Genomic DNA, 19018 nt, shown 5'->3' on the forward strand with positions numbered 1-19018 from the left:
AGAGATGAAAGCGCCAAAGGAAATTAGCGCCTTCATAATTCAATTATTTATTAATTAGACTGAAATCCCACTCTTTGAGAGCTTTCATGGAATCCTTATCTTGGTACTTAGCACCCAGTTCAAGGTAGTCATGGGCTTTTTGGATATCTTCCTTGGTTTTGTTACCTACCCAGCCGTTATAGTACATATAAGCCAGCTTATATTTTGCCATAGCGTGGTGGCTACCTTGTTCAAGGTCTGTCATATCGTAATATTTTGCTGCGCGGACATAGTTTTTTGGCATGCCTTGGCCAAAGTAGAGCATATCCCCAGCCAAATGCGCAGTATTACTGTCATTTTGTTGCGCGCCTAAATCAAAATAATAAAGCGCTTTCGGGAAGTCTTTTTCAATGCCACGTTCATTATCTTTACGGTAAAGATTGCCTAAAATATTATAGGCGCGAGGGTAGCCATTTTTTCCTGCTAATTCATAGTAGTAGATCATCTTTTGTGTATCTTCGGGGACACGTTCTCCACGTGCGTAGGCGATACCTAATGAAAAGGCTGACATTTTGTCTCCTGCCTCAGCTTCGACTCGCTGTTTTTCAATTTGCTCGGCAAAACGGCCATATTTCTCGTAGGCTTTTTCATCGGCAACTTGTTTTTCAATCTCTTGTTTATCTTGAGCTGAAAGTTTATCCATTAGCTCAATAGAACTTGGTTTTTTATCAAGTTGCAATGCGTAGTAATAGGCTTGTTTGGCATCACCTTTTTCTACATATGCTTCATAAATTGCGTCAAGTGCATATGTTGGGTGGTAATATAACGAAATTTTATACCATTCGATGGCTTTGTCGATATTGTTATCAACATTACAATCACCTTTTAAATAGGTGGTTCCCATCTCTTCAGAAAGACTTTCTGGGTAATGAATATAGTGTTTGTCGGTATTTTTCTGGAAATTGCTTTTTTCAATCCACTCCTTCAAATATCGGCTTGCTTTATCCATATCTACATTATCGCTATTGCTACAATATTTACCGGGGTAATAGATCTGATAGAGCTTTTTGGTTGCGGCTAAATCGCCCTTATCATAAGCCTGTTGTAGATAAGTTAAGGCTCGAGTGTTATCACTATTGGCATAATAGTGATACAAGTTCACTAGTGCTCCGGTACGATGGTTTTCTTCACTGAGTAGCAACGCTAAATATTTTTGTTCATCTTTGGGGCGGTTGAGCTTCCTTTTTTCATCTTTAATCCCATCTCGATACAAATCCACCAGCGCATTGAAGGCGTTATTAGAAAGTTTCTCATCGGTTGATTTCATACCTTCTTGTAGATATTGAATGGCTAAATCATATTCAGGAGAGCCAGAAACAATTTCGCTATCATATAAATAAGTTTGGGCTAATTGAACTTTAGAAAATAGGTCACCTTTCGCTGTGCCATCAGTATAATTTTGACGTTTTGCTTGGCTATCTTCAGTCACGGAATCAAGCGGTTGATAAGCGGCTAAATTGCCAGCCTTGATACTTTTCTTATACCAATCTTGCGCCGCAAGATCTCTACCGCGTGAACTATACCAATCCCCAAGTTTAATATAAGCGGCTGTATCGCCTTTTTGGGCAGGAACAACGAGGGTTTCATAGACTTCAATATAATCATCAACCCGTTTGGGATTAGAATGTTTGCGTAAATAAATGATGGCTTCATCCCAATCAGGTGCCATTAACCAAGCGTTTTTTTCGTCATTTAGCACGCCCATATAGCGCATCTCACTATAGAGTGCGATGGCATAGTCATTCCCTTCATCACTCGCTTGTTTTAGGTATTCAGCCGCTTCAAAACGATCTTCTTTGACACCTTGGCCATAGAAATAAGCTCGACCTACTTTGTATTTTGCCGAAGGGCTGTCATTGAGCGTTTTCATGCCAATTTCATAGTCATCCATGTACTTGATGAATTCATTGCCCCAACTTCCTGATTTAAGGTAATACTCACGTGCTTTTTGTCGATTAGGCTCAACAAGCTGACTACCTTTTAAATACTGGTGTGCCAGCTTACGGGTATAGTCTTTGCTGCCAAGGGCGGCTAATTGGTCGTAATAACCTAATATTTTCGCTTTATTGGCATCAAGATATTGATCTTGTTGGTAATAATCAATGAGCTCTTCAAGTGCGCTTTCTTGATTGAATTTTGCACTTTTCTCTAAATATTCAAGCCATTTTTTCTGATCGACTTTCTGTCCATAATTACCATATTTATATGCATTGGCCAGTGTGCGTAACGCGTCAGGGTCGTTTTGCTTTACTTTTACTTGAATATTGGCAAACGAGGCTTTAGATTTTTCAATTTCTCGTTTACGGGATTTTAAAAAGCTATAATCAGGATCAGAAATCTGGTTGTAATAGAAAAGGGCGGTATCATAATTGGCATCTTCCCCGTAGTTACCTTCTTGGTAAATTTCCCCTAACTCATATAAGCAGCGGTTGTTTTTAAGTGCTGCACATTTTTTATATTGAGGAATTAAATCTTTTTGAGTCAGTCCAGTAATTTGTTGGAAGCGAGATTTATAATACGCCTTATCATTGTGATAAGTGACGCTATCAAGGTTTTGTGCGATATATAAATAAGCGGATGCACTGCCTAATTCTGCCGCCTTTAAAATATAATCGTATATTGGTTTTATTTCAGCATCACTTAACGTGTCAACTTGAGTTAATTGAGTCAGTTTATTGATCCCGTATAAATAGGTGATATCAGCATCATGATTAATGAGTGGCTCAATTAATTTTTGTGCCTCAGCATGGTTATCATATAACGCCATTTTTACCAAAATTGCTTTTGTGTCAGCGCGATTTAAACCAGTTTTTAACAAAACATCTTGAGCGATTTGTAGCTCATGTGGGCGTAATTCAGCTTGTGCTTGAGGCGAATGGAGTACATTGACAACTAGGTTAGCAATTTTATCGGTTTCTGTTGGTCGGTATTTTAATAATGCAGCGGCATAATTAACTTGGCTGTTAAAATTACGTTTAATTGATTTTTCATATAAATCAAAAGCTTGTTCGCTATTTTTTTCTGCATCTTCTTTGAGTAAATAATCAGCATATAAATAAGCTAAGGAGTAATTTTCGCGTTTAATTACATCTTCTTTGAGGATATCGATAACCGTTTTTTCATCGATAAGTGCTTTAATATCATAACGATAATATAATTGAACTAATAGGCGCTCAGCGGTTGATGGATAACCATTTGCATTAAGGTTGTCGATGAGTAACTTAGCCGCTTTTTGCACATCCTGCTTAGTACCAAATGCAATAATATAATAACGTGCTAATTGCATTTGAGCATCATAAGTGGGGTCTATACGATTTGCTTTTTCTAAAGCCGCGAAGGCTTTCTCTGGTGAAAACAACGGACTGCCTTTAACACTATAAACATCACTGGCTACCACTAACGCTTCTGCGGAGTTTGGGTATTTTTCCACTAAGATAGGCGTGTATTTAGCGACAATATTACTGAGTTTTTGGGTTGGGAACTCGTAACTGGAAATCGCTCGTTGGTTGATGGTAACGAGCGCGTCTAAATCACCGAGATCTGCTGCAGCGGTGAGATATTTTTCAGCTAAAGCGTCATCACGCTTAACGTCGCTAAATGTACTGCCTGAATAGACTTTATAAGCCTGATACATTGCGGGAGGATATTGGCCTTCGGCGGCATCAGTTAAATCCTGAATACGATCTTTGTCGGCTTGGTAATTTAAATACAAGGCTTTAGGTTGTTTGGCCTCAACAAGCGGCCGGATATAAGCCATCGCACGGTTTTTATTTCTCCGCACGCCATCGCCAGTCATATATTTTTGGTACAGAACATAGATAGCGTTCTCGTCACCACGGCTAGCACGCTCTTCTAAATTAGTGATGACTTTTTGTTTTTCTTCTTCTGTTTGTGAACCATACAATGACAAAGCCCCAGGTTCTAATTCACTTGCGTCAGAAATGTATTCTAGCGCGGAGGAAAAAGAGAGGCGTTCGTACTTTTTGGCTAGCAATGGGTTCGGTGGTACGCCGTTACCGCCATCTTCATAAATTGATGCGAGTAACATCGCGGGTAAAGGAAAGTCGTTGCTGACAAGCGGTGTTAATATTTCAACGGCTTTTTTACTGTCATTCTCAATGTCATGAGCGATATAACCCAAGGCAAATTTGGCCAATCTTGAGCCTTGGTCAGAGGCCAACGTAAAATATTGGCGAGAGAGTTCGATATTTTGCGGAACCTCTTCATATTTATCAGCTAGATAAATACCTCCAACCATTTCTTGTGCTTCTTTTACACCGAGATCAGCGGCTTTAGTTAAAGAGGTTAAACCGTTTTCATCAGTGGAAGTGTCTTCTATTAGGTGTTTATAACGGAAAAAACCAAGGTTATATAACGCATTTTTATTGTTAGATTCCGCCGCTTTAATTAGCCAGTTTTGAGCTGCCACATCATCGGCTTTCGTGCCAATACCGTCTTTATACATCATCGCTAAGGCAAAAGCAGATTGTGAGTCTTTCTCTGCAGTTTTTTGGAATTGTTCAAACGCTGCTTGAGATTCACCTTGTTGATATAAATCATAGCCTAATTGTGAGGGAGAAGATGAGTTGGTGGCATTGACGAAATAAATACCAATGGCTACAGCAATTATTATCAATACGAACAACCCAACTTTAAACGGCTTAGCCATTGTCATTCCTTATCATAGTGGTTACTTGCCACGATCCATTTAGATTTATCGCGCTATAACGGCTTATTGAGTGGAGTTAATACTCCTAAAGGGGTATTTGATTTTGCTTAAGTCTAATTGGAATTCCAGAAGATTCAATCGGATTATCCTTCATCTGAAAAACGGTAATCCGATAAATGATACCAATGATGGGCGGACTAAAGGTGAATTGAGTGATTTTAAAATATCACAAAGTATTAATAATGTTGAATATTAAAGGAAAATAAACGAAAGAATGAAGAGGATTTCAAACATAGCCCCACAAAGTGGGGCATATGAGTAACGACATTGTATTTATTGCTTTTGTAATTCTATTCTACTGGCAAGAATCTTCTTGAACCACCTTTTTTTCACGGCGGAATAATTCTGTCAGTGGCGTACGTAATTGTTGCGCTAACATTACCCCGAGTAAAACTACTCCGCCACCGATTAAATGGTAACTTTTGAGTTCTTCACCTAAGGCGAAAATGGCGATAATAGCGGTGAAAACGGGGGCTAGGTTCATAAAAATGGAGGTTGTATTCGCCCCAAGGCGCATAACTCCTTGGATCCATAATGCAGGAGCAATAATGGAAGCCGCAATACCAGCAAATACCACTAAACCGATATTTTGGCTGTTCAGCGAGACATCTTCAGCTAATAAGAAATTAGGGAATAGCATGATAACGCCAAAGAAAACTTGAACGTACAGTGAGTCCCAACTGGATAACTGGATTGACCAACGCTTAGTAAGCACACCGTACAGGGCATATGCTGCAGACGCAACTAACATCATGGCTTCCCCTTGACCTAAGCCTTGTGAGAATAATGCGCTTGGGCTTCCTTGGCTCACTAACCACACTAACCCACATAATGAAAGAATTGAACCTAGCACAATCCCCACGGTAGGAATAACGCGTAGTACAAAGATACTAATAATCACTGTTAATAATGGGATCATGGAGTTCATAATTCCCATAAAAGTAGCGCTCACGCTGTGTGCGGCATAATAAGCTAAACTTTGGTATAGCATCATCCCTAAAGCGCCCAAAATGGCAAGTTGCCACCAATGCTTCCTGACCATTTTAAAATTTCGAAGCACAGAACGTAATACAAAAGGCGTCATGACAAGCAAGGCCAGCGCCCAACGGTAAAAAGAGATTGCCGCAGGGTCAATAGCGGTTGATGCCGCTTTGTTTACAATGGCATTAATTGACCATAATAAAACCGCAATCAGCGGAAAAAGAAGATTTTTCATTAAAACACTCTCCCATATTGAATGGGCGCTAGTATACATCTGTCCGATTTTTTATATATACTGATAACCAGACAATCGATAACGCTTTTCAGACAGGTACCATGGAAAATTTAAAATCAGACATTTGGCAAATCAGCGAATGTAATATCGCAGAGCCTGAATTGGTTGCTTTTCGGCATGAGCAAACTGCCGCCCTCACTGAGTATAAATCCCATTCGCATCCTTTTGGTCAAATGCTGTATGTGGTGTGTGGCATCATGGAAATGGAGGTGGCTGGTCAACATTATTTAGCACCGCCAGAATTTTGCATTTGGATCCCTGCGAATATTCCCCATGCTAGCTTTAATAAAGAAAGTGTCAAATTTCGGATTATAGATTTTGCTCATGAATACAACCAAGTGCTGGCTCAACGGCCGTGTGTGATTAAGCTTAGCCCGATATTTCAATCAATTATGACGGATATGTATCAACGCGGTATTGTTCAGCCCGAAACAGAGCAAGACTTGCGTTTGGCTCATGTGCTTATTGATCAATTTCCATTGTCTCCCTGCCAAGACACCTATTTGCCTGTTTCAAAAGATAAATTTCTTGCTCCCATCTTATTAGAGTTACAAGGTGACCCAGCAGATAACACGACGTTAGCACAATGGGCAAAACGCTATTATACATCGGAACGCACGTTATCAAGGCGTTGCCAGCAAGAGTTAGGAATGTCGTTTAGTGAATGGCGTCAACGTTTACGCTACCTACATGCCGTTGCCGGGCTAGAAAAAGGAAAAAGTGTCCATGAAGTTGCATTGGATGTCGGATATAGCTCGGCATCCGCCTTTATTGCGATGTTCCAACAAATATCAGGTGTCACACCAGATCGCTTTCGAGCGAAAGAATTTACAGTAGAAGGTAACCTCTCATAGGCATCTGGCTTAAACCGTGGCAAAATATTGCTCCACTTATTTATATAACGACACACAACAAACAAGTGATTGATTGGGACAACAGCGTGAAAATTTTAGTCGATGAGAATATGCCATATGCTCAAACTTTATTTAGTGAGCTTGGTGAAGTGAAAGCAGTACCGGGGCGTCCTATACCAGAACAAGAATTAATTGATGCAGATGCATTAATGGTACGTTCTATCACTAAGGTTAATGAATCACTGCTCGGTAATACACCGGTTAAATTTGTTGGAACCGCGACAGCGGGTTTTGACCACATTGATACCGAGTGGTTATCAACCGCAAATATTGGTTTTTCATCAGCACCGGGTTGTAATGCGATAGCGGTCGTTGAATATGTCTTTTCCTCACTATTACTGCTAGCGGAACGCGACAACTTTGATTTGCGTGATAAAACAGTAGGAATTATTGGTGTTGGTAATGTCGGAGGGCGTTTAGCGGCTAGGTTATCGGCTTGGGGAGTCAAAACATTACTCTGTGACCCACCGCGTGCAGCCAAAGGGGACGACGAGCTATTTGTTTCTTTTGAAGATGTGCTCAAGCAAGCTGACGTGATAACCTTTCATACTCCGCTAAATATGTCTGGGGAATATCAAACTTTCCATTTAATGGATGAAACGGGTTTAGCAAAATTACGAGATGGCACCATTTTAATTAACGCAAGTCGAGGTGAGGTGGTTGATAATAAAGCATTATTATCTGTGCTTAATCGCGGGAAAAAAATGAGCGTTATCTTAGATGTGTGGGAGCCAGAACCAGATTTAGACACCGCACTTTTAGCATTAGTGGATATCGGTACTCCGCATATTGCGGGTTATACGCTAGAAGGTAAAGCACGAGGAACGACGCAAGTTTATGAAGCTTACTGCCAGTTTCTCGGCAAATCGTCACAAATTTCCCTTTCATCCTTACTGCCTAAGCCTGATATCAATCAATTGACTTTCAATGGTAAATTAACGCAAAACCAGCTCAAAAGGTTAGTGCATCTCGTGTATGATGTGCGCCGAGATGATGCAGCATTAAGAGCGGTTGCAGGGGTAACAGGCGAATTTGATAAACTGCGCAAAAATTATCAAGAACGTCGTGAATGGTCATCCCTTGAAGTGATTTGTGATGATGAACAAACGGCATCAAAACTCAATGCACTTGGTTTTAAGGCAAGTTTAGTTAGCACAAAATAAATGAGTTAAAATGATCACCTGTTAAATAGCGCCAATTGGGGCTATTTAATTTTTTATTTTTTAGAGGAATAGCCATGACTGAAGGTTGGAATATTGCAGTATTAGGCGCAACCGGTGCTGTAGGTGAAGCTATTATTTCACTGTTACAAGAAAGAGAATTCCCAGTCGGCGAACTGTATTTACTGGCCAGTGAGCGTAGTGCAGGGGAGAGCGTACGTTTTAATGGTAAAAGTATTCAAGTTGAAAATGTGACTGATTTTGATTGGTCACAGGCACAAATTGCCTTTTTTGCAGCTAATGAAGGTGTAAGCCTACAATACGCTGAATTAGCGGCGCAGGAAGGGTGTATTGTCATTGATACTAGCGGCGTATTTGCTCAAGAACCGGATGTGCCACTGATTGTCCCAAATGTGAATCCGCAAGTACTCGCTGATTATCGCAACCGTAATATTATTTCATTGGCAGACAGCTCAGTGAGCCAATTATTAACGGCAATCAAACCGCTGGTGGACGCGGCAGGGTTAGGGCGTATTACTTTAACCAATATGTTGTCGGTTTCCAGTTATGGTAAAGCCGCTGTCGATGAGCTAGCAGGGCAAAGCGCACGTTTATTAAATGGTATCCCTGCGGAAGAAGGCCGTTTTAGTAAGCAATTAGCCTTTAATATGTTGCCATTATTGGCTGACATGGAAGGCAGTGTCGTTCATGAACGTCGCTTGGTTGAGCAAGTGCGTAAGGTACTGCAAGATGATGGCTTACCCGTGGCCGTTAGCTTTATTCAATCCCCTGTTTTTTATGGGAATGCGCAAGTCGTTCATTTAGAAACGTTGCGCCCAATGAGCGCAGAAGAAGCTAACGAAGAACTTGAACGTTTTGAAGATATTCAGGTCTCAGAAGAGGGTGATTATCCTACCCAAGTGACTGAAGCGTCAGGTCATGACCAATTAAGCATTGGTTGTGTACGTAATGACTACGGTATACCCGAAATTTTACAATTTTGGTCAGTGGCTGATAACGTGCGTTTCGGTGGCGCATTGATGGCGGTAGAAACAGCAGAAAAACTGGCTCAGGAGCTGTTTTACTAATGTCTGAGTCTACACAGTTGTATCGAATCGCATTAGGTATTGAATACAACGGCAGTCGTTATTTCGGTTGGCAACGTCAGCAAGAAGTTAAAAGTGTTCAAGGCTGTTTAGAGGACGCTTTGTCAAAAATTGCCGCGGAGCCAATTAGCGTGTTTTGTGCAGGGCGTACTGATGCTGGTGTCCATGCTACGGGGCAAGTGGTGCATTTCGAAACCTCTGCCATTCGTAAAGAAGCGGCTTGGACCATGGGGGCGAATACCCATTTACCCGCGGATATCGCTGTTCGCTGGTGTAAACCGGTGGCTGAAGAGTTTCATGCACGTTTTAGTGCAACAGCGCGTCGATATCGTTACGTGATTTTTAATCATCGTTATCGGCCAGCGATTTTATCGAGTGGTGTAACGCACTTTCATTACCCACTCGATGAAAAAAGAATGCATGAAGCGGCACAGGCACTATTGGGTGAACGTGATTTTACCTCATTCAGAGCAGTCCAGTGTCAGTCGAAGTCGCCATGGCGTAATGTGATGCATGTGAATGTCAGCCGCCACGGTAATTATGTGGTGGTAGACATCAAAGCCAATGCATTTGTTCACCATATGGTGAGAAATATTGTCGGAAGTCTGTTGGAGATTGGTTGTGGCAACCAAAGCATTGATTGGATGGCACATCTTCTTGAATTAAAAGACCGTACAAAGGCAGCTGCAACTGCGAGAGCTGAAGGGTTGTATTTGGTGAGTGTCGATTACCCAGAGAAGTTTGAGCTACCTCAGAATGTGATGGGGCCGCTTTTTCTGGCAGATGAACTGATGTAAAGCGAATTTTTATTTATCTCATAATTATTGCAAATAGCATGGATGCTATTATTGATGAGGATTATATGGAATTTATCACTTTTATTATCGACTTTATTTTACACATCGATGTGCACCTTGCTGAACTGGTCAGAGATTATGGTACGTGGGTCTATGGTATCCTGTTTCTGATCCTATTTTGTGAAACAGGGTTAGTGGTCACACCATTTTTACCGGGAGATTCGTTATTATTCGTTGCTGGCGCGATTTCGTCATTAGACAGCAATGACCTGAATGTTCATTTAATGGTCGCGTTGATGATTACGGCGGCGATTATTGGTGATGCGGTAAACTACACCATTGGGCGTATTTTTGGTGAAAAATTATTCAAAAATCCGGACTCGAAGATTTTTCGTCGCGTTTATTTAGATAAAACCCATGCTTTTTATGAAAAACATGGCGGTAAAGCGATTATACTGGCGCGCTTCGTGCCGATCGTCAGAACTTTTGCACCATTCGTTGCAGGAATGGGTAAAATGTCTTATCGTCACTTTGCTTTTTATAATGTGACGGGCGCGTTTATTTGGGTATTATTATTCACTTATGCGGGTTATTTCTTTGGTGAATTACCGTTCGTACAAAAGAATTTGAAATTACTGATAGTCGCGATTATCTTTGTTTCAATTTTGCCGGGCGTTGTTGAAATTATTCGTCATCGCCGAATAGCTGCGAAAGAAAAGCGTGCGGCAGCGCAAAAAATCGATAACCACTAGATGGTTTAACAAGTTTTTATCCACAGTGAGATATCATTGTGGTTTAATGGCAAAAAATTACATACTGGTGATAACCAGAGTGAATCAGACAAAAAGGTCCATTAATGAGCTGGATTGAAAAAATTTTAAAGAAAGGTAACTTGACCCAATCACACAAAGCCAACATCCCAGAGGGAGTTTGGACTAAATGCGATAGCTGCGGGCAAGTATTATATGGTGCTGAATTAGAGCGTAATTTATCCGTGTGTCCAAAATGCGACCACCATATGCGAATTCACGCCCGTCAGCGCTTAGAAACCTTCCTTGATGAAAACTCAACAACAGAATTAGGCAGCGAACTTGAGCCTAAAGACATTCTGAAGTTCAAAGATTCAAAAAAATATAAAGATCGTATTGTTGCAGCACAAAAAGAAACGGGTGAAAAAGACGCGATCGTCGTGATGAAAGGCACGTTGAAAGGCATGCCAGTTGTGGCTGCAGCGTTTGAATTCGCCTTTATGGGCGGTTCAATGGCTTCAGTTGTCGGTGCACGTTTTGTCCGTGCTGTCGAACAAGCTTTGGAAGATAACTGCCCGTTGGTATGTTTCTCTTCAAGTGGCGGTGCGCGTATGCAAGAAGCACTGTTATCATTAATGCAGATGGCCAAAACCAGTGCCGCATTAGCAAAATTGCAAGAGCGTGGCTTACCTTACATTTCAGTATTAACTGACCCAACCATGGGTGGGGTGTCTGCAAGTTTGGCAATGTTAGGTGATATTAACGTGGCAGAGCCGAAAGCGTTAATTGGTTTCGCAGGGCCACGTGTTATCGAGCAAACTGTTCGCGAAAAATTACCGCAAGGCTTCCAACGCAGTGAATTCTTACTTGAGAAAGGCGCGATTGACATGATAGTTCGCCGCCCTGAGATGCGTGACCGTTTAGCTGAAATATTGGCGATGTTAACCAATAAACCAAGCTTTAATGAGACACCAATCATCGTAGCGGAAACGGTTGAAATCGACATCGATGCCGTTGATGAACTTGATGCCCAAGAGCCAAAAAAGGATTCTGAAAAGCATAAAAAAGATGATGAGTAATCTAATCATTCCTAATGCCAAGTCTCCATTGGAGGCTTGGCTTTCTTATCTCACCGACTTACATAGCCAAAATATTGATATGGGGTTGGAGCGAGTCGGTCAAGTTGCTAGGAAAATGAACCTAACGCAGCCTGCTCCCAAAGTTATCACTGTGACGGGAACCAACGGGAAAGGGACAACTTGTCATACACTAGAGTCCATATTTATGGCGTCTGGGTTAAAAGTTGGGGTATACAGTTCACCGCATCTTATCCGTTATACCGAACGCGTTCGTATTCAAGGCCAAGAACTTCCCGAGCCTGATTTCTGCGAGGCATTTGCCATAATTGAAGCTCAGCGAGCAGATATTTCTCTCACCTATTTTGAATATGGCACTTTGGCGGCGTTACAGCTATTTAAACAAGCTAAACTCGATATTGTGATTTTAGAAGTCGGCTTAGGTGGGCGGTTAGACGCGACAAATGTCGTTGATGCAGATATAGCCGCAATCACCAGTATCGCACTTGATCACACTGATTGGCTTGGTTCAGACCGTGAACATATTGGTTATGAAAAAGCTGGTATCTTCCGTGCTGGCCATTATGGTGTGGTTGGTGAGCCGGATATGCCAGCTTCAATCAGTCAAGTGGCTGAGCATTTAGGTACGAAGCTATTTCGTCGTGGGACGGATTGGCAATACAGTGAGCAAGCAAATAGTTGGTCATGGCAAAGTTCACAGCGTGAATGGCATAATTTACCGTTACCGAATGTGCCTTTAGCGAACGCAGCAACAGCGCTAGGTGTGGTGAGTTGCTTATTGGAAATTGATGCTCATTTTGCCCAAAAAGTGACTGAGTCCGCTATTCATCAAGGTTTGAAATCAGCTCAATTACCGGGGCGCTTCCAAATTGTCGGTGAAAAACCGTTGATGATCTTGGATGTGGCGCATAACCCTCATGCAGCAGGGTACTTAGTTAGTAAATTGGCTGCCTTGTCTGAAACTAAAGGTCGTCATATTCGTGCGGTTGTCGGGATGCTAGGTGATAAAGACATCAAAGGTACGCTTGAGTGTTTATCACAACAAGTCACCGATTGGTACCTTGCGCCATTAACTGAGTTTAGGGGGGCTGATGTGGCTCAACTGAGTCAACATTTACCGACAGCTAACCAGTTTGACAGCGTAGAAAAAGCGTGGCAGCAAGCTTGCATCGATGCAAATGAGCAAGATGTGATTGTGGTGTGCGGGTCATTTCATACCGTTGCTCACGTCATGATGTTATTGGAAAATCAAGAAGGATAGTGCCGGTGGCTAGTAAATTTCAGAATCGACTTGCTGGCGCCATTGTGCTTGTTGCAGTGGGAGTTATTGTGCTTCCTGCTCTGCTTGATGGCGATAAGAAATACAATGAAAATGAATTTGCGGCCATTCCTATTATCCCTAAACCGGGTGATGAAGAAGATATTGAAGCAATAGCGCCTATTGTGAGTACGACTACCACCGCTTCTTCAGAAGGTGCTTCTGAAGCCATGTTGTCAGAAGCCATTACGCAGCAACAAAATGAGCAGGTTGAAACCCGTCCATCGACGACAACTCCTGCGCCGAGCGTAGTTGAACCCGTCAAGCCGGAGCCTAAGCCTGAACCTAAAGTTGAGCCGAAACCACAACCAAAACCCGAGCCTAAGCCAGAACCTAAGCCTCAACCACAGGGCAAAGCGTTTGTTGTGCAAGTGATTGCATTGAACAATGCAAGTAAAGTTGAAGAGATTGTCGCTAAACTAAGGTTGTCCGGTTACCAAGTTTATACGGTTCCTGCCAAACCAGTGAATAATAAACTTACACGGATCTACGTTGGGCCTGAGGCTTCAAGGCAGAGGCTAGAAGCAGCTTTACCAGAACTGAATAAGATTACGGGGACGAAAGGGATAATCCAAAGCTATAAACCTTAAAATAGAATTTAAATAATCCCTAAAAGGTAAGGGGATTTAGTAACTTACTGCGGCGATTATGATTTTTTATTTTCGCCGCTATTTTTTTTAATTTGATAGAAAAATGGTTACGCAAACGTTTTCGTTTTCTGTTAGAATGCACTTCGCTGATGTCGTGAGTGCGAATTTTGGAATGAAATATGGTCTGGATAGATTACACAATTATCGCCATTATTGGCTTCTCGGCACTAGTTAGCTTGATCCGTGGTTTTGTACGAGAGGCGCTCTCTCTGGTGACATGGGGCTGTGCTTTTTTTGTTGCGAGTACGTTTTATCCTTACTTAGCGGGCTACTTTACCCGTTTTGAGGATGTGCTGGTTAGAAATGGCATTGCTATCGCTGCACTGTTTATTGCCACATTAATTGTTGGCGCGGTGGTGAACTATGTGATTAGCTCGTTAGTACAAAAAACCGGATTATCAGGTACAGATCGAGTTCTGGGGATCTGCTTCGGTGCGCTGCGTGGTGTGTTAATAGTTTCGGCATTACTGTTTTTTCTCGACACATTTACACCATTACCTCAAAGTGAGGATTGGCAGCGTTCGGAACTTATTCCGCAGTTCAGTCATATAATCAGGTGGTTTTTTGACTACCTGCAAAATGCGTCAAGTTTCCTACCGGAGAACATTTCTCCGTCTGGCTGATGAGGAAAGACTAAATGTGCGGTATTGTCGGTATCGCCGGTGTTACACCGGTAAACCAATCAATTTATGATGCTCTCACGGTGCTTCAGCATCGTGGGCAAGATGCAGCAGGTATTGCCACAATTGATGGCAAAAACAACATTCGTTTACGCAAAGCAAATGGTCTTGTTAAAGATGTGTTTGAAACACGTCATATGTTGAGATTACAAGGCTGCATGGGGTTAGGGCATGTCCGTTATCCAACAGCCGGTAGCTCGAGCGCTTCTGAGGCGCAGCCTTTCTACGTAAACTCACCTTTTGGTATTACACTTGCACATAATGGTAATCTGACAAACGCTCATGAGCTCACTCGGAGTTTATTTGAAACAGCGCGTCGCCATGTTAATACTACTTCTGATTCTGAGATATTATTGAATGTATTAGCACATGAGCTGGATAGGTTTGACCATTTCCCTCTTGAGCCAGACAATGTTTTCAGTGCGGTGTCGGCCATGCATAAAAAATTACGCGGTGCATATGCCTGTGTAGCGCTAATTATTGGTCATGGTATGTTGGCCTTCCGCGACCCTCATGGAATTCGCCCATTAGTACTAGGGCGCCGCATTACTGAAAGCGGTGAGCATGAATATATGGTCGCTTCAGAAAGTGTTGCGCTTGATACTTTAGGGTTCGAATTTTTACGCGATGTTGCTCCGGGCGAAGCGGTCTATGTGACAGAAAAAGGGCAACTATTTACACGCCAATGTTCTGATAACCCGCAATTGACCCCATGTATCTTTGAATATGTGTATTTTGCTCGCCAAGACTCCTTTATTGATAAAGTGTCTGTGTATAACGCAAGATTACGCATGGGGCAAAAATTGGGCGCCAAAATTGCTCGAGAATGGGAAGATTTAAACATCGATGTGGTAATTCCTATTCCAGAAACATCGTGTGATATCGCACTAGAAATCGCTCATATTCTGGATAAACCTTACCGCCAAGGTTTTGTGAAAAATCGTTATGTTGGTCGTACGTTTATCATGCCGGGTCAACAAGAGCGTCGCAAATCAGTCCGTCGTAAGCTCAATGCGAACCGTGCAGAGTTTCGTGATAAAAACGTTTTACTCATTGATGATTCTATTGTCCGTGGAACCACGTCTGAGCAAATTGTTGAACTTGCTCGCGAAGCAGGGGCAAAAAACGTTTATTTCGCCTCAGCGGCACCTGAAGTTCGTTTTCCAAACGTATATGGTATTGATATGCCCAATGCCAATGAACTTATCGCCCATGGCCGTGAAGTCGACGAAATTCGTAAACTGATCGGTGCTGATGGCCTGATTTTCCAAGATTTAACCGATTTAGTCGCTGCCGTCCGTGAAGAAAACCCTGAAATCACCGAATTTGAGTGCTCCGTGTTTGATGGTATTTATGTGACCAAAGATATCGACCAAAGTTATTTAGATTATTTGGAAAACCTACGTAAGGACGATGAGTTAAAGTTGAAGGATCAGAGTGAGGTTGAAGACCTAGAGATTTATAACGAAGGCTAAATTTTCGTCAATTTTCGTCATAGTTTGGGCTACAGCGTTGTTGGCTTCACAAATTCGCCCTAGTCACGTAGTTTTCTACGCTCCTAGGGTCTCTTTGCTAGCCGCCTAGCTGTAACCCTAACTATATAGAAAATCCACAGTGATTCTGATTTTTCCCATCTTTAATCTGTAGCCTAAAATATCAAGAAAACTATGACGTCAAATGAAGGCCTAAGTTACAGTTATATCTGATTTAAAATACGTAAAAATCGAGTAAGCTAGAGGGACATTAACTGCCTATTTGGAGCGATATATGGCTGATTTCAACTCCCTTCCTGATGTGATTAAACCTTTTGTAGATAAAATCAAATCCACTAAAAAATCCCTTGTTGAAATGACGTTAACCCCAGTTGAAGACTATATTTTATGGGATAGTCGTGTCGGGGGAATGCCGTATTTGCCAATAAATGAAAAGTATCCGACGAATAGCGCAGGAACGCCGCTCAAATTACTTGCCCAAATTAACTTTGCACAAATGCCTAAATTAGAAAATTACCCTGAAAAGGGTATTTTACAGTTTTTTATTGGTGGTGATGACTTATATGGAGCCGACTTTGAACAAAGGCAAAAACAGGAAGATTTCCGCATTATTTATTGGAAAGATATTATTGAAGATGCCAGCCAATTAACTCAAGATTTTTCTGCCGTGATTGCGGCTCATTCCGATGATTACTATACCCCTATAGATCACCAATACAGTATTGAATATACGCCTGCGGAGCAGTACATCAGCATCGATGATTTCCAATTTGGTCAGAAAATATTAGGGGTTGATAACCTCTATGATTATGAGGACCAATTTGACGGTGAAGACTTTTACGACGAATGGGTTGAGCCTTACAGTGATACTTTTGAATCAGGGGCACATTGCATAGGCGGTTATCCGTTCTTCACTCAAACCGACCCAAGAGAATACGAAAAAGATATTCAACAATATGAATTACTTCTCCAAATAAATACCGATTATGAAATAGGGATTATGTGGGGAGATATGGGAGTGGGTAATTTCTTTATTCACCCCGATGACCTGAAGAAAAGAGATTTTAGTCGAGTCGTGTATAATTGGGATTGTGGCTGATGGCTTAAATTTTCGTTATAGGTAGGATTGCAGCATTGTTGGTATCTGCAATTTTAGTGAATATTGTATATAATGCGCTGAGTTATCGTGAATAGGGCAGCGAAATGAAAAAACTGATCATTGGGTTAACAGGGGCGAGTGGGGCTATTTATGGCGTCCGTTTGCTTGAAGTGTTGAAGCCTGTCAAAGAGGTAGAAACCCATTTGGTGATGAGTGCAGCTGCCCGCCAAACATTAGCATTAGAAACTGACTATAGTGTAAAAGAGGTTCAGCAGTTAGCTGACCATAACTATGATAGTCGCGATATCGCCGCTGCAATTTCTTCAGGTTCGTTTCGCACTGCTGGAATGGTGATCATGCCCTGCACCATGAAGACACTGTCTGGCATTGTTCATAGCTACACTGATACATTAGTCACAAGAGCTGCCGATGTGGTCCTCAAAGAAGGCAAAAAGCTAGTGCTGGGTGTGCGTGAAACGCCGTTGCATGTTGGCCATTTGCGTTTAATGGTACAAGCGGCAGAGATGGGAGCCGTGATCATGCCCCCGATGCCAGCGTTTTATCACCAACCTGAAACAATCCAAGATATTGTAGACCAAACGGTGAATCGCATCCTTGATCAGTTTGATATCGAACTGGAACAAGACCTATTTCACCGCTGGCAAGGGGTGAAATAACCCTTATTCATCTGTATGTGGAATAAGCAAGTCAGTAAGTGCTTCTTTTAATTCGATATGTTCAAACTGGAATCCTGCTTCCTCCAACCTTTTGGGAATAGCTTGCTGGCCACCCAACACCAACGCTGCAGATTCCCCCATGATGGCCTTAATCACAAAAGCGGGCGTTCGCACAAATGAAGGGCGATTGAGAACATCACCTAACGTGGCAGAAAATAAGTCATTATGGACTGGATAAGGTGAGGTCATATTAAAGGGCCCAGAAAGCGTTGGGCTATCCAATAGAAAACAAATTGCCCGAACCATATCGTTGATATGTATCCATGGCATGTATTGTTTTCCGTCACCGATTGGGCCTCCCGCCCCCATTTTGAAAATGGGGAGAATTTTAGCCAGTAAACCGCCATTCGCCGATAGCACTAGGCCAGTGCGTAGTAAACAAACGCGAGTTTTTTCCGACTGTGCATTAACGGCTAATGCTTCCCAATGCTGTGTGAGTTGGTGAGTAAATTCATCGTGGGGTTGTTCGTCTTCAGTCACGACCGATTGGCCTTGGTTACCATAATAACCAACAGCAGACCCCGATAAAAATACACGAGGTGGCGTTTCACTGGCGAGGATTAATTCACTTAGTTTTTGCGTCAATTTCCAACGACTATCGCACAATAACTTTTTTTGTTCTTCGGTCCAGCGCTTATCAGCGATCGGTTCGCCAGCAAGATTAATAACAGCATCAAAGTCATTCAGGTGAGTTTGCTCATTAAGAGACGTCCAGCACTCAACAGCCTTACAAAAATGGCTATAAACTTTTTGCGGAGAACGGCTTAACACAGTAACCTGATGCCCAAGAGAAATCAGTTTTTGGATAAGTGGTGTTCCGATTAGCCCGGTGCCGCCTGTTATGAGTATTTTCATCGCCATCCCCGTCATATTTCAAACCGCAGCGTTGTTGCTTGCGTTCTATCACCTTAGTCACAATACACCAACTTTGCGTATTAACTTCTCATTAGTGTCACAAACTACAGCGTTATGATTTAACTATAGCATTTGTGAATACAATTTGTATGATTTGCTTGGAGTATCATAAAGAAACCTGGCTTCATTATCATTGCAATAAAGAAGTGCTTTTTATGATGGCAACTAATCACAAATTCAGCTAGGATCATCTCCATAGGTGCGGATCAATGCGGATTGGTATTGTCTGGCATACAATAATAATCAGTCTAATGATATA

15 protein-coding genes are annotated in these 19018 nt (G+C 42.0%); 12 read left to right on the forward strand and 3 right to left on the reverse strand.

What is annotated here, in order from left to right; translation table 11 throughout:
- Nucleotides 1-43: 43 nt before the first annotated feature.
- Nucleotides 44-4708, reverse strand: coding sequence for a tetratricopeptide repeat protein (locus tag PSE72_RS13660; RefSeq protein WP_272690984.1), 4665 nt, complete (start codon nt 4706-4708; stop codon nt 44-46).
- Between the two features lie 355 nt (nt 4709-5063).
- A complete protein-coding gene (locus PSE72_RS13665; protein ID WP_004912327.1) occupies nt 5064-5984 on the reverse strand; it encodes a DMT family transporter in 921 nt (306 codons plus the stop codon).
- A 101-nt stretch (nt 5985-6085) separates the two neighbouring features.
- Here PSE72_RS13665 and PSE72_RS13670 point away from each other — a divergent pair, with 101 nt between their 5' ends.
- The 12 genes from PSE72_RS13670 to PSE72_RS13725 all read left to right on the forward strand — a co-directional run bounded on the left by PSE72_RS13670 (nt 6086) and on the right by PSE72_RS13725 (nt 17784).
- Nucleotides 6086-6898: a helix-turn-helix transcriptional regulator gene (locus PSE72_RS13670; RefSeq protein ID WP_004912323.1), complete on the forward strand. Its 813-nt coding sequence runs from the start codon at nt 6086-6088 to the stop codon at nt 6896-6898.
- 86 nt (nt 6899-6984) lie between these two features.
- A complete protein-coding gene (gene pdxB / locus PSE72_RS13675; RefSeq protein ID WP_109911542.1) occupies nt 6985-8121 on the forward strand; it encodes a 4-phosphoerythronate dehydrogenase PdxB in 1137 nt (378 codons plus the stop codon).
- A gap of 74 nt (nt 8122-8195) precedes the next feature.
- The gene (locus PSE72_RS13680) at nt 8196-9206 is read left to right on the forward strand and encodes an aspartate-semialdehyde dehydrogenase (protein WP_004912316.1); all 1011 of its coding nucleotides are present in this window, start codon (nt 8196-8198) and stop codon (nt 9204-9206) included.
- On the forward strand, nt 9206-10021 hold the full coding sequence (gene truA, locus PSE72_RS13685) for a tRNA pseudouridine(38-40) synthase TruA (protein ID WP_109911543.1): 816 nt from the start codon (nt 9206-9208) through the stop codon (nt 10019-10021). The genes PSE72_RS13680 and truA overlap by 1 nt, the downstream gene beginning before the upstream one ends.
- A 65-nt stretch (nt 10022-10086) precedes the next feature.
- Nucleotides 10087-10773, forward strand: coding sequence for a DedA family protein (locus PSE72_RS13690; RefSeq protein WP_042851864.1), 687 nt, complete (start codon nt 10087-10089; stop codon nt 10771-10773).
- A gap of 104 nt (nt 10774-10877) precedes the next feature.
- The gene (accD, locus tag PSE72_RS13695) at nt 10878-11849 is read left to right on the forward strand and encodes an acetyl-CoA carboxylase, carboxyltransferase subunit beta (RefSeq protein WP_004912308.1); all 972 of its coding nucleotides are present in this window, start codon (nt 10878-10880) and stop codon (nt 11847-11849) included.
- On the forward strand, nt 11839-13128 hold the full coding sequence (folC, locus tag PSE72_RS13700) for a bifunctional tetrahydrofolate synthase/dihydrofolate synthase (RefSeq protein WP_115167021.1): 1290 nt from the start codon (nt 11839-11841) through the stop codon (nt 13126-13128). Before accD ends, folC begins: the two co-directional genes overlap by 11 nt.
- 5 nt (nt 13129-13133) lie before the next feature.
- Nucleotides 13134-13775, forward strand: a complete 642-nt coding sequence (dedD, locus tag PSE72_RS13705; RefSeq protein WP_004912302.1) for a cell division protein DedD — start codon at nt 13134-13136, stop codon at nt 13773-13775.
- Nucleotides 13776-13954: 179 nt separating this feature from the next.
- The gene (cvpA, locus tag PSE72_RS13710) at nt 13955-14458 is read left to right on the forward strand and encodes a colicin V production protein (RefSeq protein ID WP_004912301.1); all 504 of its coding nucleotides are present in this window, start codon (nt 13955-13957) and stop codon (nt 14456-14458) included.
- A 14-nt stretch (nt 14459-14472) separates the two neighbouring features.
- Nucleotides 14473-15990, forward strand: coding sequence for an amidophosphoribosyltransferase (gene purF, locus PSE72_RS13715; protein WP_004912298.1), 1518 nt, complete (start codon nt 14473-14475; stop codon nt 15988-15990).
- Nucleotides 15991-16282: 292 nt separating this feature from the next.
- The gene (locus PSE72_RS13720) at nt 16283-17107 is read left to right on the forward strand and encodes a YwqG family protein (protein ID WP_115167023.1); all 825 of its coding nucleotides are present in this window, start codon (nt 16283-16285) and stop codon (nt 17105-17107) included.
- Nucleotides 17108-17211: 104 nt separating this feature from the next.
- A complete protein-coding gene (locus PSE72_RS13725) occupies nt 17212-17784 on the forward strand; it encodes a UbiX family flavin prenyltransferase (RefSeq protein WP_004912293.1) in 573 nt (190 codons plus the stop codon).
- A gap of 3 nt (nt 17785-17787) precedes the next feature.
- Here the strand turns inward: PSE72_RS13725 and PSE72_RS13730 are convergent, their stop codons facing one another.
- Entirely contained in the window at nt 17788-18699 is a 912-nt protein-coding gene (locus PSE72_RS13730; RefSeq protein WP_217007696.1) for a TIGR01777 family oxidoreductase, read from the reverse strand.
- Nucleotides 18700-19018 lie beyond the last annotated feature (319 nt).

This window comes from Providencia sp. PROV116, from assembly GCF_028482485.1.
Classification (GTDB): Bacteria; Pseudomonadota; Gammaproteobacteria; order Enterobacterales; family Enterobacteriaceae; genus Providencia; species Providencia rettgeri.

Excerpts from the sequence above, each read along its gene's own strand:
- PSE72_RS13660 (WP_272690984.1), bottom strand. The coding sequence starts at position 4,708 with ATGGCTAAGCCGTTTAAAGTTGGGTTGTTCGTATTGATAATAATTGCT.
- PSE72_RS13665 (WP_004912327.1), bottom strand. The coding sequence starts at position 5,984 with ATGAAAAATCTTCTTTTTCCGCTGATTGCGGTTTTATTATGGTCAATT.
- PSE72_RS13670 (WP_004912323.1), top strand. The coding sequence starts at position 6,086 with ATGGAAAATTTAAAATCAGACATTTGGCAAATCAGCGAATGTAATATC.
- PSE72_RS13680 (WP_004912316.1), top strand. The coding sequence starts at position 8,196 with ATGACTGAAGGTTGGAATATTGCAGTATTAGGCGCAACCGGTGCTGTA.
- truA (WP_109911543.1), top strand. The coding sequence starts at position 9,206 with ATGTCTGAGTCTACACAGTTGTATCGAATCGCATTAGGTATTGAATAC.
- PSE72_RS13690 (WP_042851864.1), top strand. The coding sequence starts at position 10,087 with ATGGAATTTATCACTTTTATTATCGACTTTATTTTACACATCGATGTG.
- accD (WP_004912308.1), top strand. The coding sequence starts at position 10,878 with ATGAGCTGGATTGAAAAAATTTTAAAGAAAGGTAACTTGACCCAATCA.
- folC (WP_115167021.1), top strand. The coding sequence starts at position 11,839 with ATGATGAGTAATCTAATCATTCCTAATGCCAAGTCTCCATTGGAGGCT.
- cvpA (WP_004912301.1), top strand. The coding sequence starts at position 13,955 with ATGGTCTGGATAGATTACACAATTATCGCCATTATTGGCTTCTCGGCA.
- purF (WP_004912298.1), top strand. The coding sequence starts at position 14,473 with ATGTGCGGTATTGTCGGTATCGCCGGTGTTACACCGGTAAACCAATCA.
- PSE72_RS13720 (WP_115167023.1), top strand. The coding sequence starts at position 16,283 with ATGGCTGATTTCAACTCCCTTCCTGATGTGATTAAACCTTTTGTAGAT.
- PSE72_RS13725 (WP_004912293.1), top strand. The coding sequence starts at position 17,212 with ATGAAAAAACTGATCATTGGGTTAACAGGGGCGAGTGGGGCTATTTAT.
- PSE72_RS13730 (WP_217007696.1), bottom strand. The coding sequence starts at position 18,699 with ATGAAAATACTCATAACAGGCGGCACCGGGCTAATCGGAACACCACTT.